We start from the raw sequence: 16,925 nt of genomic DNA on the forward strand, positions 1-16,925 counted from the left end.
ATGAAAATCTCTGTTACGCTTTGCCTCGCGGGAACAATTCTTTACGCCGGTAAGGTTCTGTCTCACCGGGTTTGCGTGTTTTCAGTAATTTCAGTATCCAGGTGTACTGCTCCGGATTTGGCCCAACCAGTTTTTCCACTTCATCATTCATGCGCCGTGCAATCGTAACATCGTCTGCTTCACGCAAGTCGTCCATCGGTGGGCGCAGGTAAATATCCAGCTTATGGGTTTGTGCGTTATAAACCGGGAACATAGGAACCACGCGTGCACGGCAAACCTTCATCAACCGCCCAATTGCAGGCAAGGTTGCTTTATAGGTAGCAAAGAAATCAACAAATTCACTTTGTTCCGGGCCGTGATCTTCATCGGGCAAGTAGTACCCCCAGTAGCCCTGCCGAACAGAACTGATAAAGGGCTTTATGCCATCATTACGTGCATGCAGCCGGCCACCAAAACGCCGCCTTACAGTGTTCCATGCAAAATCGAATACCGGGTTACCCTGGTTATGAAACATTGCAGCCATATTGTTGCCCTGAGCCGCAAGTACCATAGCGGGTATATCGACAGCCCAGCCATGAGGTACCAGAAAAATCACATTTTCGTGCCTGGAACGCAGTTCCTCGATGATTTCCGCATGATGCCACTGAACACGTTTTTGCACATGCTCAGGGCCACGCAATGCTAATTCGGCCATCAGAACCATAGATTGTGGTGCAGTGGCAAACATCCGGTCAATGACAGCTTCACGTTCTGCTTCCGGCAAATCCGGAAAGCAATAGAATAAATTGATACGAGCCCGGCGGCGCGCCCCACCTGCTAACCGGCCTGCTTTGACCCCAATAAAGCCCAGAAAAGGATCACGTAATTTAGGCGGTACCAGCGCCAGAGCGGCAAATGCACCCACACCTAACCATGCTCCCCAGTAACGTGGATGCAGGAATGCGCGGTTAAACTCAGGGATATATTCATTATTCGCTTTTTTGCTCATTTCCATGCCGTTATCAGCCAGTCCTCAGGATTACTTTTATTTTAGCGGGCTAAATCTACCAGATAAAAGAAAAGCCGGCACTTGATTAAGCACCGGCTTTCAGGCTGGCAAACAATTTAATTAAAGACTAATTGTGGTCTGATTTCACGAACCTGCGCCAGATAAGTGCGGCGATCAGCACCGGTCAGTCCTTCAGTACGCGGAAGTTTCGCCGTCAGCGGGTTTACCGCCTGCTGGTTAATCCATACTTCAAAGTGCAGATGTGGCCCGGTTGAACGCCCGGTGTTGCCAGAAAGCGCAATACGCTCACCACGTTTCACTTTATCGCCTGGTTTCACCAGTAGTTTCTTCAGGTGCATATAGCGTGTTGTATAGGTGCGTCCATGACGAATAGCAATGTAGTTCCCCGCAGCACCATCGTGTTTGGCTACAATCACCTCGCCATCACCCACTGACAACACTGGTGTGCCCTGTGGCATCGCAAAATCCACACCACGGTGCGGGGCTATGCGCCCGGTAACCGGGTTCAGGCGGCGAGGATTAAAGTTTGATGATACCCGGAACTGGCGACTGGTCGGGAACCTTAAGAACCCTTTGGCCAGACCATTCCCATTTTGGTCGTAGAATTTGCCGTCAGCGGCACGGATAGCGAAGTAATCTTTACCACCGGTTTTCAAACGCACGCCCAATAAATGACTCTGACCACGCTTGCCATCAAGCTGTTCGCGTGAAATTAACGCAGAGAACTCATCTCCTGCTTTCAGTTTGCGGAAATCCATTTGCCACTGTAACGCTTTAACGACATCGTTAACTTCATTGCCACTAAGCCCTGCTGCTCTTGCGCTGGCAACAAAACTGCCGCTAACTTTGCCCTTGATAACCCGGTTGACCCACTCGCCCTGCTGTACTTCAACATTGCGCTTGAAACCGTTATCAGTACGGTCATAAACACGCGTTTCGCGTCGCGAAACATCCCAGGACAATTGCTGTAAGTTACCATCGGGGGTGAGCGTCCAGGAGAGTTGCTGGCCGATTTTGAGATTTTCCAGGTCCTTATCCGTGCTGGTTAACTGACTGATTTCTCCCATATCAATACCGTATTGATTAAGAATACTGCTCAGCGTATCACCGGTAGAAACCACATAATCCTGAACACCATTGCTGGACGTTGTCTCATCGCTGCCATCCTGTGTCGTTGTGTCATCAGGTGGTAACGCAACATCCACATCATCTGCCGATGTTTGATCAATTGGCTCGCTGGCATCCGGCATCAGCGTATGGACGGGCTTGTTGTCATGAAGATCCAATGCTTTCACAACAGGTGTGGCATCGGGATGGTAAACATAGGGCCGCCATACGGCGACCGATAAAGTGAGTACTGTCAGGGACCCCAGCAAAACGCGATGGGGTCTGGGCAGGCTGTTAAAAGCCATAGCGACAGAGCGGGCTATCTGTTGCACGTACAAAAATCCTCGTTAATCTCCTTCCAGACAGCTCGTGTACTGATGAGACAAGTGGGTTAAAAACTGCATGTAGCTGTCTTTACCCAACGCGATACCACTTCCTAACGGGTCCAGGGTCCCAATGCGCACCCCTGTACCACGGGCAACGGCCTCGACAACGGCTGGTCTGAATTGTGGTTCAGCAAAGACACACACCGCCTTTTGCTCAACCAACTCTGTTCTGATGTTATGTAAACGCTGTGCACCCGGTTGAATTTCAGGGTTTACGGTAAAGTGCCCGAGAGATGTCAGACCGTACTGTTTTTCAAAATAACCATACGCATCATGAAAAACGAAATACCCCTTCGTTTTCACCGGTGACAGCTCGTCTGCAATCTGCTTGTCCGTGCGGGCTAATTCTGCCTCAAATTGCTGCAGGTTTGCGTCCAGTTTGGCTTTATTTTTCGGCATAAGTTCCACTAATTTATCGTGAATTGCAACCGCTGCCAGTTTTGATATTTCAGGTGAAAGCCAGATATGCATGTTGTATTCACCATGATGGTGATCATCATCACTATTTTCGTCCTGTTTGTCATGATGTGCAGCATCACTCTGTACATGTTCATGGTCGTGATCATCGTCATCACCACCTTTCATGAGTAACGGTTTCACTGCTGCCAGAGTGGACAAGGCGATGTTTTTATCACCCGCCTGTTGAGCCACTGGCTTTTGCATAAAGGCCTCCATATCCGGGCCAACCCATACCACTAAGTCACTGTTTTTTAATTTTATTATGTCACCTGGTTTCAGCGCGTAATCGTGTGCGGAAGCGCCATCCGGGAGTAATACTTCTGTCTTAGTTACTCCATCAGCAATCGCGGATGCGATAAAACCCAGTGGTTTAATTGAGGTGACAACATCGGCCTGAGCCACTACAGTGGTGCCCGCCCAAAGTGCAACTGTAAAGCCCGCGCAAAGAAATGTCTTTTTATGTAACATAATGCGTTATTCCATCATCATTCCAGCGAAGTTTGTGATATTATAACATTCGTTAACTTCTGCAACGTTTAAATCCATGAACAATCTTGTCTCACTGGAAAACGTGTCTGTGTCATTCGGGCAACGGCGTGTTTTATCAGATATTTCATTCTCCCTTAAGCCTGGGCGTATTCTTACGCTTTTGGGGCCAAATGGGGCCGGTAAATCCACTCTGGTGCGTGTCGTGCTGGGTCTGGTAGTTCCAGATGAAGGAAGAATCAACCGGGACCGTGGGCTGCGTATTGGCTATGTTCCACAAAAACTCCAACTGGATGCCACTCTGCCGCTTACCGTAAGCCGGTTTTTGCGCTTACGTCCGGGGGTAAAAAAATCAGACCTGCTCCCTGCTCTGAAACGGGTTAACGCTGCTCATCTGCTTGAAGCGCCTATGCAAAAACTGTCCGGTGGGGAAAACCAACGGGTTCTGTTAGCAAGAGCTTTAATGAATTCTCCGCAGTTATTAGTACTGGATGAACCGACCCAGGGCGTGGATGTCAACGGGCAACTGGCGCTCTATAACCTGATTGACCAGTTACGCAAAGAACTGGATTGCGCTGTATTGATGGTTTCGCATGATCTGCACCTGGTCATGGCGAAAACCGATGATGTGCTGTGCCTTAATCATCATATTTGTTGCTCCGGCACGCCAGAAAGCGTGTCTATGCACCCAGAGTTTATCGCGATGTTTGGCACCACAGGTGCAGAGCAACTCGCGGTGTACCGCCACCACCACAATCACCGCCATGATTTACGTGGTCGCATTGTATTACGCAAAGGGAATGGCGCTTCATGATAGAAATTCTGTTACCCGGCTGGATTGCGGGTGTGTTACTGGCCTGTGCGGCCGGGCCCCTGGGTTCGTTTGTTGTCTGGCGGCGGATGTCTTATTTTGGTGACACACTGGCTCACGCCTCCTTGCTGGGCGTGGCTTTTGGTTTATTGCTTAATGTCAGCCCATTCTATGCCGTTATTGCAGTAACACTGGTTCTTGCAGCAGGGTTAGTCTGGCTTGAGAAACGGCAGCATCTTGCTGTTGACACGTTGTTGGGCATTCTCGCACATAGTGCACTGTCGTTAGGCCTGGTGGTGGTCAGCCTGATGGCCAATGTCCGGGTCGATTTAATGGCCTACCTGTTTGGTGATTTATTAGCGGTCACCCCAACAGATTTAGTGACGATTTCACTTGGCGTGTGTGTCGTTATTGGACTACTTGGCTGGCAATGGCGTAGCTTGCTGGCGATGACCATAAGCCCGGAACTGGCGTTTGTCGATGGTGTCCGTATCCAGCGGGTAAAACTGCTGCTGATGCTGGTTACCGCACTAACGATAGGCGTTTCGATGAAGTTTGTCGGCGCTTTAATTATTACATCGTTGTTGATTATTCCGGCTGCGACTGGCCGCCGCTTTGCCCGCACACCGGAGCAAATGGCAGGTTATGCCGTACTGGTGGGCATTCTGGCGGTTACTGGCGGTCTGGCCTTTTCCGCCTTCTATGACACACCAGCCGGGCCTTCAGTGGTGTTATGTGCCGCCTGCCTGTTCATGTTCAGCATGATGAAAAAGACGGTGGTATAATTGCGGTTCCCGTGAATATATAAGCCCTTGTCTGGTTTTGCCCGACAGGGGCTTTACTCTACATAGTAGTTGGTGCCGCTTTGAGAAAGCGCACCACAAGTAATCAGCCGTTCTCCGGTGGTGTAATCCCGAAGTGTTGCCAGGCGCGATTTGTGGCCATACGCCCACGGGGCGTTCGTTGAATAAACCCTTGCTGGATCAGATAGGGTTCAAGAACGTCTTCAATCGTTTCGCGCTCTTCACCAATCGCTGCGGCCAGGTTATCCAGGCCGACCGGGCCACCCATAAATTTGTCGATAATCGCCAACAGTAATTTACGGTCCATATAGTCAAACCCCTGGACATCGACATTCAGCATATCCAGAGCCTGGCTGGCAACATCAGCACTGATCACACCATTATGGCGCACTTCCGCGTAGTCTCTGACCCGGCGTAATAGCCGGTTAGCGATACGTGGTGTACCTCTTGCCCTGCGTGCCAGCTCCAGAGCTGCATCCGCCGCCATATCCAGCCCCATAAACCCGGCGCTGCGGGCGACGATATGTTGCAGGTCACTTACCTGATAAAACTCCAGGCGCTGCACTATCCCGAAACGGTCACGTAAAGGCGAAGTCAGAGATCCAGCCCGCGTGGTTGCCCCCACCAGCGTAAAGGGTGGCAAATCAATCTTGATTGAACGTGCAGCCGGCCCTTCACCTATCATAATATCCAGCTGATAGTCTTCCATTGCCGGATACAGCACTTCCTCCACCACCGGAGAAAGTCGATGGATTTCATCGATAAACAACACGTCGTTAGGTTCGAGATTAGTCAGCATCGCCGCCAGGTCGCCTGCTTTTTCAAGCACTGGTCCGGAAGTGGTACGTAAATTCACGCCCATTTCATTCGCAACGATATTTGCCAGCGTGGTTTTCCCAAGCCCCGGCGGGCCAAAAATCAACAGATGGTCGAGCGCTTCACCACGCAAACGCGCTGCTTCAATGAAAATTTCCATCTGCTTGCGCACTTCTGGCTGGCCAATATATTCCTGCAGCATTTTAGGGCGAATAGCCCTGTCGATGTTGTCTTCCGGGCCCTGGTTGTCTGGCGAAACCAGACGGTCGGCTTCAATCATTATTTACCTCACAGCACTGCGCGCAACGCTTCACGAATCAATGTTTCACTATTCGCGCCAGATGTTGCCACTTTCGAAACCATACGGCTTGCTTCCTGAGGTTTATAACCCAAAGCCACCAGTGCAGCCACGGCTTCAGCTTCAGCGTCATCGGCCGCGGCACTCGCGGGCGCACTCAAGACCAGATCAGCCGCAGGTGTGAACAAGTCACCGTGCATGCCTTTGAAGCGGTCTTTCATTTCAACCACCAGGCGTTCCGCTGTTTTTTTACCGATACCCGGAAGCTTCACTAGTGAAGCCGGTTCTTCCCGTTCAACAGCATTAACAAACTGCTGTGCCGACATCCCTGACAAAATAGCCAGAGCCAGTTTAGGGCCGACACCATTTACTTTGATTAACTCACGAAACAGTGTGCGTTCCTGCTTATTATTAAACCCAAACAGGAGTTGCGCATCTTCTCGTACCACAAAGTGCGTGAACACCACCGCTTCTTTACCTACTTCAGGCAGCTCATAGAAGCAGGTCATTGGCATATGGATTTCGTAACCCACGCCACCTGTTTCCAGCAATACCTGAGGCGGTTGCTTTTCCAGCACAATCCCTCTGAGTCGGCCTATCACACTTTGCTCCTGATCTTTATTGGACGGAATTAATGGTACCTATAATATAAAAAAGGCTGGATAAATATCCAGCCTGATTTATCGCAACCTGCCTCGCGCCAGGTTAAGGCGTGCGGACCCTGCCTGAATGGCATTCTGGCTGATGTGGCAATGTGTAATAGCAATCGCCAGCGCATCCGCTGCATCGGCCTGCGGATTAGAAGGCAGGTTGAGCAACCGGCGCACCATGTGCTGAACCTGCGCTTTCTCAGCACTGCCAATCCCGGTTACTGTTTGTTTAACCTGCCTTGCAGCATATTCAAACACCGGTAAGTCATGGTTAACAGCAGCAACAATAGCCACTCCCCGGGCCTGCCCCAGCTTTAACGCTGAGTCGGCATTTTTCGCCATAAAGACTTGCTCAATGGCGAAATAATCCGGTGCAAACTGGGTGATAATTTCGCTGACGCCAGCATAAATTAGCTTCAGCCGGGACGGGAGGTCTGTCACCTGAGTGCGGATACATCCGCTCCCAAGGTAACTCAGTTGCCGTCCCGCCTGCCGTATTACTCCATAACCAGTGATGCGGGAGCCGGGGTCAATACCCAGTATAATGGACATCGCCCGCCTCCGGCATATGGCGTATTAGCGCAATAATCAAAGGGTCGCTGCGACTTCGTCGGAGATCTCACCGTTATGGTAGACTTCCTGCACGTCATCACAGTCTTCCAGCATATCGATAAGGCGCAGCAATTTCGGCGCTGTTTCCGCGTCCATATCGGCTTTGGTTGACGGAATCATTGACACTTCTGCTGCATCGGCTTTCAGGCCTGCCGCTTCCAGTGCATCACGGACTGCGCCCATTTCTTCCCAGGCAGTGTAAACATCGACAGCGCCATCGTCGTAGGCAACAACATCTTCCGCACCCGCTTCTAATGCCGCTTCCATGATGGTGTCTTCATCACCTGTTTCAAAAGAGATAACCCCTTTTTTGCTGAACAGGTAGGCAACAGAACCATCAGTACCCAGATTACCACCGGTTTTAGTGAAAGCATGACGCACTTCGGCAACCGTACGGTTACGGTTGTCACTCAGGCATTCAACCATAACAGCTGTACCGCCAGGGCCATAACCTTCATAAATGATGGTTTCCATGTTTGTGTCGTCATCACCCCCCACGCCACGCTGAATCGCGCGGTTTAAGGTGTCACGCGTCATGTTGTTTGCCAACGCTTTATCGACAGCAGCACGCAAACGCGGGTTAGACCCCGGATCGCCGCCACCCAAACGGGCAGCCGTAACCAGCTCGCGAATAATTTTGGTAAAAATTTTACCGCGTTTGGCATCCTGTGCCGCTTTGCGGTGCTTCGTGTTGGCCCATTTACTATGACCTGCCATAACTTTCTCCAAAAACGCCTTATTCAGGCGGCATCGATTACAAACTCTTCAATCGCCTGCCGGTTACTCCAGGATTTAGTGAGTACCGCTGCATCTGTCGCGTTCACCCATTTCCAGTCCAGATGCTCTGAAATCACAACAGACCGTTCGTGGGGCAGAGCCAGGCAAAACCAGGACTCTACATTACGCACAATGCCCGGGGCATAGCGATGACGTAAATGTGTAAATATCTCAAACTCCACACGCCGCTGGCAGTCGATCAAGGCCAGTTGCTCATTGGCAACATCAATGGCGACCTCTTCCTTTACTTCGCGAAGTGCGGCATCCACGGCGCTTTCCCCCTCTTCCAGGCTGCCTGTCACAGACTGCCAGAAAGTGGGGTCATCACGCCGTTGTAACATTAACACCCGGCCAGTGTCCTGGGCATAGATCACCACCAGGACAGAGACAGGCCGTTTAAATGCCATGTTACTTATTCTCCTGAGCGTTCTTTTTCACCACTTGCAGGCTTAACTCTTCCAGGGCGGCCGGGTTAGCGAAGCTGGGTGCCTCAGTCATCAGGCAGGCAGCGGCTGTCGTTTTCGGGAACGCGATAACATCACGAATATTTTCCGTCCCGGTAAGCAACATGGTCAGGCGATCAAGGCCAAATGCCAGGCCTGCATGAGGTGGCGTACCAAATTTCAGCGCATCCAACAGAAAACCGAATTTTTCGCGCTGTTCATGCTCATTGATGCCCAAAATACCGAATACTGTCTGCTGCATTTCGCCATTATGAATACGCACCGAACCGCCACCAACTTCATAGCCGTTAATCACCATATCGTAAGCATTGGCAATCGCAGTTTCTGGTGCGGTTTTCAGTTCAGCCGGAGACATATCACGCGGTGAGGTAAACGGATGGTGCATTGCCGCCAGACCACCTTCACCATCTTCCTCAAACATGGGAAAATCGATAACCCATAACGGAGCCCAGGCTTTATCATCGGTTATTTGCAGGTCTTTACCTACTTTAAGACGCAGCGCACCCATGGCGTCAGAAACGGTACGGGCTTTATCAGCGCCGAAGAAAATCATGTCGCCGTCCTGCGCTCCGGTGCGGGCCAGGATGGCTTCAATAATTTCTGCTGTTAAGAATTTTGCCACCGGGCTATTGATACCTTCGGGACCGGCATCACGCTGGTTAACTTTGATATACGCCAGGCCTTTAGCACCGTAGATCTCAACAAATTTACCGTATTCATCAATTTGTTTACGGGTCAGATGTGCTCCGCCAGGAACACGCAATGCCGCAACACGACCTTTGGCATCATTGGCCGGGCCCGCGAACACTTTAAATTCAACAGATTTTACCAGGTCTGCAACATCAACCAGTTCCATTGGGTTACGCAGGTCTGGCTTATCAGAACCGTAGCGCCTGTCTGCTTCAGCAAATGTCATCACCGGGAAGTCACCCAGATCAACACCTTTGATTTCCAGCCATAACTTACGGATCATCGCTTCCATGATTTCGCGTACTTGCTCTGCGGACAGGAAGGAGGTTTCCACATCAATTTGGGTAAACTCAGGCTGGCGGTCAGCACGCAGGTCTTCGTCGCGGAAACATTTAACGATTTGATAGTAGCGATCGAAGCCAGACATCATCAGCAGCTGTTTGAACAACTGGGGAGATTGTGGCAACGCATAAAACTTCCCTTTATGAACACGGCTGGGAACCAGGTAGTCACGCGCGCCTTCCGGGGTAGCTTTGGTCAGCATGGGCGTTTCGATATCCAAAAACCCGTGCTCATCCATAAACCGACGCACAAAACTGGTGATTTTTGCACGCGTTTTCAGGCGTTGGGCCATTTCCGGGCGGCGTAAATCCAGATAGCGGTATTTCAGGCGCGCTTCTTCAGTATTAACCTGATTGGAGTCCAACGGAAGCGGCTCTGAGCGGTTGATGATATTGAGGTCAGTGGCGAATACTTCCACTTCGCCTGTTGCCATATCACGGTTTACGTTCTTTTCATCACGCGCGCGAACAACACCCGTAACCTGAATGCAAAACTCATTACGCAATTCAGCCGCAGCACCAAAGGCCTGCTGACGATCCGGGTCGAAGAAAACCTGCACGATGCCTTCACGGTCGCGCATATCAATAAAAATAAGACTACCGAGATCGCGACGGCGATTAACCCAACCACACAGTGTTACCTGCTGCCCAACATGGGACAGATTGAGCTGCCCACAATAATCTGTACGCATGAGATATCCCTTAACTTCGCTGCACCGGTACTGTTTTCAGTTAGAGAAAAACACCGCGCAGCGTTGGCTGAAAGCCACAACTGGATGAAAAAAGGCGGCTATTATACTGGAAATTCCGCCTGCCGATAAGCCCATCACACCCTGGCTGATTGATTGCTGTGCACGGGCTTGCATCTACAGGCAAAATTTAACAAAAATAACTAGCCGGGTAACGGCATTAACACCTAAGGTGCCATTCTTTGTAACTTTTGCCATAACCGGTAACCCTGCGTAAATTGGTACGCTCCATTGCAAAGCTAAGCAGGTGCTAAACAGTTATGCTGTATATTGGTTTACCCCAATGGTCACATCCTAAGTGGCGACAATGGGGTATTACATCGCTGGAAGAATATGCGCGCTATTTCAACTGTGTTGAAGGCAACACCACGCTGTACGCTGTACCCTCTGCAGAAACAGTGATGCGCTGGCGGGCAATGAGCCACGATGATTTCCGCTTTTGTTTCAAATTCCCGGCCACTATCAGCCACCAGGCGGCTCTGCGCGACTGCGCCAGCCTGACTCAGGCATTTTTACAGCGGATGGAGCCACTGGCAGAGCGTGTTGCTCAATACTGGCTGCAACTCCCGGCAGCCTTTTCTCCGCAAGATCTCCCCGTATTATGGGCTTTTCTCGACAGATTACCACAAGGGTTCAACTGGGGCGTTGAAGTGCGCCACCCGGCATTTTTCGAAAAAGGTGATATTGAACGGGCGTTAAACCAGGGACTGCATGCCCGGGGCGTAAACCGGGTAATCCTCGACAGCAGACCTGTGCATTCTGCCGCAGCTTCAACACCCGCTATGGTCGAAGCGCAGCGCAAGAAACCACGGCTTCCGGTTCATGCGGTGCTGACCGGAACCATGCCTCTCGTACGGTTTATCGCCAGTGATGATATGCCGCAAAGCGCCGGTTTGTTCCATCACTGGATTAACCGCCTGTCTGGCTGGTCTGAGGACCATAACCCATTTTTGTTTTTGCACACACCAGACATTGGCGAGGTTCACCAAATTGTGACGATGTTATTACCGGTACTGCAGCGCCTGGTGCCTGATTTCACACCGCCGCCAGCCCAACCGGAACAGCCCACCTTATTTTGATAGCCTGGCGACAGAGCAGCACGTTCAGGCTATTATTGTTTCAGCTCACGACAGGTCAGGCAAAAAATGGAGTTTTTATGGTCAGTGCACTGTATGCAGTTCTTGGCACATTATTGTTGCTAAAGTTATCTGTTGATGTAGTAAGAATTCGCGTGCAGTACCATGTTGCCTATGGCGATGGGGGGTTTTCTGAGCTGCAAAGTGCTATTCGCATACATGGCAACGCAGTGGAGTACATCCCCATTGGCCTAATCTTGTTGCTCTTTTTCGAAATGGATGGCGCTGCCTACTGGATGGTGCATACATGCGGCAGCATTTTGCTTATTGGGCGAATCATGCACTATTACGGATACCGGCACCGGCTTTTCCCCTGGCGCAGGGCGGGCATGGCCTGCACATGGCTCTCATTAGTGCTGATGGTGCTGGGTAATCTGTGGTTTATGCCATGGGAGTTGGTTTTCTCGCTCCGTTAACGCACAATACGGCACTTTGTAATTCTCGGATTCCTCGTTATGTCTAACCGCGACATGCTGTTCTCTGCGCCTATCGCAAGCCTTGGCGACTGGACCTTTGATGAACGGGTTGCTGAAGTTTTCCCGGATATGATCCAACGCTCGGTACCGGGCTACTCTAACATTATTTCAATGATAGGCATGCTGGCCGGGCGTTTCGTCACGCCAGCGAGCCAGGTTTACGACTTAGGTTGCTCTCTGGGCGCAGCTACGCTTTCTGCCCGGCGCAATATCAATCATGCAGATTGCCGGATTATTGCTGTCGATAACTCAGCGCCAATGGTAGAACGCTGCCGCCGTCATCTTGACGCTTTCCGTGCAGCCACTCCTGTTGATGTCTTAGAAGCCGACATTCGTGATGTGCCAATTGAGAATGCCTCACTGGTGATTCTTAATTTCACTTTGCAGTTTCTCGCCCCCGATGATCGCCTGGCGCTGCTTAGCAAGATTTACCAGGGTCTGAACCCGGGTGGCGCGTTGGTGTTATCAGAAAAATTCAGTTTTCCGGACCAGCAAATGGGTGAACTGCTGTTTGATATGCATCTGGATTTTAAACGTGCCAATGGTTATAGCGAGCTGGAAATCAGCCAGAAGCGCAGCATGCTGGAAAACGTAATGCTGACTGACTCTGTCGATACCCACAAAGCACGGTTGCAGGCCGCCGGGTTCACACATTGCGAACTCTGGTTCCAGTGTTTTAACTTTGGTTCTCTGGTTGCCATCAAATCAGGAGAATCAGCGTGACGAACTTTGGGCAGTTTTATAGCCAGATTGCAACCGGCCCGCTGGCACACTGGCTGGAGACCTTACCAGCGCAAATCGCACAATGGCAGCGTGACGGGCAACATGGCCAGCTCAAACACTGGCAAAATGCTGTTTCTTTCCTGCCAGAGCGCGTTCCTGATCATATCGATTTGGTTAACAGCGTTAGTGCAGGCAGTACCACACCGCTTAGTGAAGGGCAAATCACCGGGTTAACCCGCCTGCTCCGGCAACTGATGCCCTGGCGCAAAGGGCCTTATCACTTTTATGGTGTCCATATCGATACTGAGTGGCGCTCTGACTGGAAATGGGACCGTGTCGCACCGCACATTTCACCGCTGGCTGACCGCCTGGTGCTTGATGTCGGCTGTGGTAGTGGTTACCACATGTGGCGCATGGTGGGTGCAGGTGCAAAACTCGCGGTAGGTATTGACCCTACACAGCTTTTTCTCTGCCAGTTTGAAGCGGTTCGCAAATTACTGGGAAATGACCAGCGCGCGCATTTACTTCCTTTGGGGATAGAGCAACTTCCTGCGCTGGAAGCGTTTGATACCGTGTTCTCAATGGGGGTGTTGTACCATCGCCGCTCCCCCCTTGACCACCTGTGGCAGTTGAAAAACCAGTTGGTCAGTGGAGGAGAACTGGTACTGGAAACGTTGGTGATTGAAGGTAATGAGCATGATGTGCTGGTGCCGGGCTCACGTTATGCACAGATGCGCAATGTCTATTTTATTCCATCTGCACTGGCGCTGAAAAACTGGCTCGAAAAATGCGGTTTTGTCGATGTGCGTATCGTTGACCATAACTACACAACGGTCGAGGAACAACGCCGTACCGACTGGATGGAAACTGAGTCGTTGGCGGATTTTCTCGACCCACAAAATCCACATCTGACCTGTGAAGGGTATCCTGCACCATTACGTGCGGTGCTCATTGCCCGCAAGCCCTGACATCCTGCGGCTGTATTACAAGGCCATAAAAAAACGCGCCCGGTTGCGATTCCGTTGCGCGTTTTCTTTTATCGACCGGCAGAATTGTCAGATCGCAATATCCGCCACCAGTTCATCTTCCACCAACTCGCCTTCTGGTAACGGCGCTGTCTGGGTTACCGGCGTGGTGTTATGCACCAGTTCAAGCACATCGCTGGTATAATCCAGAATGTGTTCCGCCATTGCGCTGTCCTCATCCAGTTGATGGCCAAGAGAAGGCAACATGGCCTTCAGTTTGACCTGCCAGTCTGCACTCAGCATTTTATCGGCAAACAGGCTGCGCATCACTTCAAGCATAATAGGCGCAGAGGTCGAAGCGCCAGGGGAAGCACCTAATAAAGCTGCTATTGTGCCCTGTTTGTCGCTCACCACTTCCGTACCCAACCGCAATACGCCGCCTTTCCTGGTGTCACGCTCAATAACCTGAACACGCTGTCCTGCCTGCCACAAGCGCCAGTCTTCTTTTTGTGCCTGAGGGTAATACTCACGCAACGCTTTCAGACGATCTTTATCAGACTGTACCACCTGCCCGACCAGGTATTTCACCAGGCTGAAGTTATCAAGCCCGACATGCACCATCGGCAGCAGATTAGATGGCCGGGTTGTTGAAGGCAAATCCCACAGCGATCCATTTTTCAGAAAACGGGTGGAGAATGTGGCAAACGGGCCAAACAACAGTACACGTTTACCATCCAGAACACGCGTGTCTATATGTGGAACGGACATAGGAGGCGCACCGACAGAGGCTTTTCCATAGACCTTCGCCAGGTGTTTATTAACCACTTCAGGCTTCTCACACACTAAAAATTGTCCACCCACCGGGAACCCTGCATAAGCCTTAGCCTCAGGAATACCCGATTTCTGGAGCAGTTTCAGTGCCGCTCCGCCAGCACCAATGAAAACCGTTTTTGTTTTCACCCGGTGTTGTGTTTTGCTGGCTTTTTCAAGCAGGGTTACTGTCCAGGTATTATCCGGGTTACGGTGTAAATCCCGTACTTCAGTTCCCAGACGCAAATGGAAATTAGCTTTTTTCTTCAGTGAGGCAACCAGCTGGCGGGTGATTTCGCCAAAATTGACATCGGTGCCGCCTTCCGTCCAGGTTGCTGCAACAGGTTGAGACGCATCGCGCCCTTCCATGACCAGCGGAGCCCAGGTTTTAATTTGTTCGTGATTTTCTGAATAGGACATACCACGAAACAGAACGCGGTCCTTCAGTGCTGTATAACGGGCACGCAGAAAATTAACGTTATCCTGCCCCCAGACAAAACTAACGTGAGGAACACTACGAATAAAGGAACGCGGGTTTTGCAACACACCCTGCCGAACCTGCCATGCCCAGAACTGGCGTGAAATCTGAAACGCTTCATTAATATCAACAGCTTTTTGGGTACTGACCGCACCGTTTTTATCAACCGGCGTGTAGTTCAGTTCCATCAGCGCGGAGTGCCCGGTACCTGCATTATTCCAGCCGTTGGAGCTTTCCTGAGCCACATTATCCAGACGCTCCACCATAGTGATAGACCAGTTTGGCTCCAGCTCCTGCAAATAGGTGCCCAGCGTAGCGCTCATAATGCCGCCACCAATAAGCAAAACATCTATTTCCTGCATTTTTGTTGCAGTGGCAGAGGAAGCCAATCCGTTGTTCCCTGTTCCCGGCTCATATTGCCCGGCAGCGATTTTTTTCATAACTTCATAGCCTTATAACTTTATTATCGCAATTGAAAGCGTTTTCAGAGATTCGGTATGCCATCGAGAGTGATGATGCGCAGGGTTTTGTAGAGGTTAAACGTTTCACGGACCATCACCTGAGTTATTACGTTAACACCAGGCAATGAAAATTTAAATAATTTTTAAATTATAAAGTTTTTTGTTTTATTAATGTTTCTTAATTGTAAAACGAAGCATTCCTGTAAAAACAATCGATTGCATAGTTTTCAAACAACCATTCCCGAGCAATCGACAATAGCATTACCTTAACGTTTGGTGCAACACTCCCTGCAACCTTTGATTTTCCACGCTATTGCCGGATACTGGCAGGTATCGCTATCGCGTTATATTTCATAACCAGAAAAATATGTGAGTGGAACCGCATTCATCATCAATGCATGGTTATGCAGTAAATAAAACTATTTTAATAACAATGATCTGGAAGAAACGCCTGGTCACAGGTAATTAAAAAACACCCGCCGGATTCAGGTGTATCTATAATTTTTGGTTATTTATTGCAGAAGCAGAAATCCAGGCATAAAAAAAGCCCCGACAAAAGATCGGGGCCTGGTACATGCAAACATCATATTGGGCGACATGATGTGCGGCAAAAATCAGTTCTCCTTGTGACCGGACAGAATCGTTTTCATCTCCGTTACCGCAGAAGCACTTACCCGATAACGACGAAATTCATCTGCGTCAGGGTCTGCTGACATGGATACCCCCTGATGCCGGTAACGCATAACCGATGGCACATATTCTCCGGCTGAGCTGTGCAGTTCCTGAATACCGCTCTCAACAAACAACCGTATGTTGGACGGGCGCACACCCGCTCCTGCCATAATAATTGGAGTTCCGGCAATCCCAATAAGTTCCCTCAGCAACGTAATTCCTTTCTCAGCGCTGGCTGCCTGCCCGGATGTCAGTATCCGTGCAACGCCCAGTTCGCCTAACTGGCACAGAGCTTGCTGTGGTGACCGGCACACATCGAAGGCTCGATGAAAGGTGACTGCCATGCTCCCTGCAGCCGACATCACTCGCGACATTCGCTGCAAATCAACCTGGCCATCCTCTGTCAGTACACCCGTTACAATGCCCGGGAACCCGGCATCACGCATCAGGGAAATATCATCCAGCATAATGTCAAAGGAGTGCGCGTCGTAACAAAAGTCGCCACCACGCGGGCGAACAATAGGATGAACGGGCAGTGAAACCAGGCGGCGAACAGCCCTTAACAGGCCTGCTGATGGAGTGAGTCCACCTTCAGCTGGCGCGGAACATAACTCAATTCGGTCAGCCCCAGAGCGTTGCGCCACCATGGCGCAGTCCAGGCTATAACAACAGATCTCCAACAACGCCATTGACATTCTCCTTTTTACTCTTAACCTGGTAGATATCCATTTTGTCATTAGTCTGAT

Annotated in this window: 17 protein-coding genes; 6 read left to right on the forward strand and 11 right to left on the reverse strand. The window is 50.6% G+C overall.

Annotated features, from left to right (window positions below; translation table 11 throughout):
• Window positions 1-13 precede the first annotated feature (13 nt).
• From lpxM to znuA, 3 genes are all read right to left on the reverse strand, one after another.
• The gene (gene lpxM / locus A9B99_RS02205) at window positions 14-988 is read right to left on the reverse strand and encodes a lauroyl-Kdo(2)-lipid IV(A) myristoyltransferase (RefSeq protein ID WP_405027770.1); all 975 of its coding nucleotides are present in this window, start codon (window positions 986-988) and stop codon (window positions 14-16) included.
• Window positions 989-1,104: 116 nt separating this feature from the next.
• A complete protein-coding gene (gene mepM / locus A9B99_RS02210) occupies window positions 1,105-2,448 on the reverse strand; it encodes a murein DD-endopeptidase MepM (protein ID WP_064594173.1) in 1,344 nt (447 codons plus the stop codon).
• Window positions 2,449-2,463: 15 nt separating this feature from the next.
• Window positions 2,464-3,429 carry a zinc ABC transporter substrate-binding protein ZnuA gene (znuA, locus tag A9B99_RS02215; protein WP_064594176.1) on the reverse strand — a complete coding sequence of 322 codons (966 nt, stop codon included), beginning with the start codon at window positions 3,427-3,429 and terminating at the stop codon, window positions 2,464-2,466.
• Window positions 3,430-3,505: 76 nt separating this feature from the next.
• On the opposite strand from znuA, the gene znuC reads away from it, so the two are divergent.
• Together znuC and znuB are read left to right on the forward strand one after the other, a co-directional pair.
• A complete protein-coding gene (gene znuC / locus A9B99_RS02220; protein WP_064594178.1) occupies window positions 3,506-4,261 on the forward strand; it encodes a zinc ABC transporter ATP-binding protein ZnuC in 756 nt (251 codons plus the stop codon).
• Window positions 4,258-5,043, forward strand: a complete 786-nt coding sequence (znuB, locus tag A9B99_RS02225; RefSeq protein ID WP_064594180.1) for a zinc ABC transporter permease subunit ZnuB — start codon at window positions 4,258-4,260, stop codon at window positions 5,041-5,043. Before znuC ends, znuB begins: the two co-directional genes overlap by 4 nt.
• A gap of 103 nt (window positions 5,044-5,146) precedes the next feature.
• Here the strand turns inward: znuB and ruvB are convergent, their stop codons facing one another.
• From ruvB to aspS, 6 genes are all read right to left on the reverse strand, one after another.
• Window positions 5,147-6,157, reverse strand: a complete 1,011-nt coding sequence (ruvB, locus tag A9B99_RS02230; protein WP_064594182.1) for a Holliday junction branch migration DNA helicase RuvB — start codon at window positions 6,155-6,157, stop codon at window positions 5,147-5,149.
• Between the two features lie 8 nt (window positions 6,158-6,165).
• Window positions 6,166-6,777, reverse strand: coding sequence for a Holliday junction branch migration protein RuvA (ruvA, locus tag A9B99_RS02235; RefSeq protein ID WP_064594186.1), 612 nt, complete (start codon window positions 6,775-6,777; stop codon window positions 6,166-6,168).
• 78 nt (window positions 6,778-6,855) lie between these two features.
• A complete protein-coding gene (ruvC, locus tag A9B99_RS02240; protein WP_064594188.1) occupies window positions 6,856-7,377 on the reverse strand; it encodes a crossover junction endodeoxyribonuclease RuvC in 522 nt (173 codons plus the stop codon).
• 36 nt (window positions 7,378-7,413) lie between these two features.
• Complete coding sequence (locus tag A9B99_RS02245) at window positions 7,414-8,154, reverse strand: YebC/PmpR family DNA-binding transcriptional regulator (protein ID WP_064594190.1); 741 nt, start codon at window positions 8,152-8,154, stop codon at window positions 7,414-7,416.
• Window positions 8,155-8,177: 23 nt separating this feature from the next.
• Window positions 8,178-8,621 carry a dihydroneopterin triphosphate diphosphatase gene (gene nudB / locus A9B99_RS02250; RefSeq protein ID WP_064594192.1) on the reverse strand — a complete coding sequence of 148 codons (444 nt, stop codon included), beginning with the start codon at window positions 8,619-8,621 and terminating at the stop codon, window positions 8,178-8,180.
• A 1-nt stretch (window position 8,622) separates the two neighbouring features.
• Entirely contained in the window at window positions 8,623-10,401 is a 1,779-nt protein-coding gene (gene aspS / locus A9B99_RS02255; RefSeq protein ID WP_064594194.1) for an aspartate--tRNA ligase, read from the reverse strand.
• Window positions 10,402-10,718: 317 nt separating this feature from the next.
• Between aspS and A9B99_RS02260 the strand changes: the two genes are divergently transcribed.
• From A9B99_RS02260 to cmoB, 4 genes are all read left to right on the forward strand, one after another.
• On the forward strand, window positions 10,719-11,537 hold the full coding sequence (locus A9B99_RS02260) for a DUF72 domain-containing protein (protein ID WP_064594195.1): 819 nt from the start codon (window positions 10,719-10,721) through the stop codon (window positions 11,535-11,537).
• Window positions 11,538-11,614: 77 nt separating this feature from the next.
• A complete protein-coding gene (locus A9B99_RS02265) occupies window positions 11,615-12,010 on the forward strand; it encodes an MAPEG family protein (protein WP_064594198.1) in 396 nt (131 codons plus the stop codon).
• A 39-nt stretch (window positions 12,011-12,049) separates the two neighbouring features.
• Window positions 12,050-12,793: a carboxy-S-adenosyl-L-methionine synthase CmoA gene (gene cmoA / locus A9B99_RS02270; RefSeq protein WP_064594200.1), complete on the forward strand. Its 744-nt coding sequence runs from the start codon at window positions 12,050-12,052 to the stop codon at window positions 12,791-12,793.
• Window positions 12,790-13,761 carry a tRNA 5-methoxyuridine(34)/uridine 5-oxyacetic acid(34) synthase CmoB gene (cmoB, locus tag A9B99_RS02275; protein ID WP_064594202.1) on the forward strand — a complete coding sequence of 324 codons (972 nt, stop codon included), beginning with the start codon at window positions 12,790-12,792 and terminating at the stop codon, window positions 13,759-13,761. The genes cmoA and cmoB overlap by 4 nt, the downstream gene beginning before the upstream one ends.
• 87 nt (window positions 13,762-13,848) lie before the next feature.
• Here the strand turns inward: cmoB and mqo are convergent, their stop codons facing one another.
• Entirely contained in the window at window positions 13,849-15,486 is a 1,638-nt protein-coding gene (gene mqo / locus A9B99_RS02280; RefSeq protein ID WP_064594204.1) for a malate dehydrogenase (quinone), read from the reverse strand.
• Window positions 15,487-16,121: 635 nt separating this feature from the next.
• Window positions 16,122-16,868 (reverse strand): copper homeostasis protein CutC, encoded by a 747-nt coding sequence (cutC, locus tag A9B99_RS02285; protein WP_064594206.1) that lies wholly within the window; start codon window positions 16,866-16,868, stop codon window positions 16,122-16,124.
• Window positions 16,869-16,925: the final 57 nt, after the last annotated feature.

This window comes from Mangrovibacter phragmitis, assembly GCF_001655675.1.
GTDB classification, from domain to species: domain Bacteria; phylum Pseudomonadota; class Gammaproteobacteria; order Enterobacterales; family Enterobacteriaceae; genus Mangrovibacter; species Mangrovibacter phragmitis.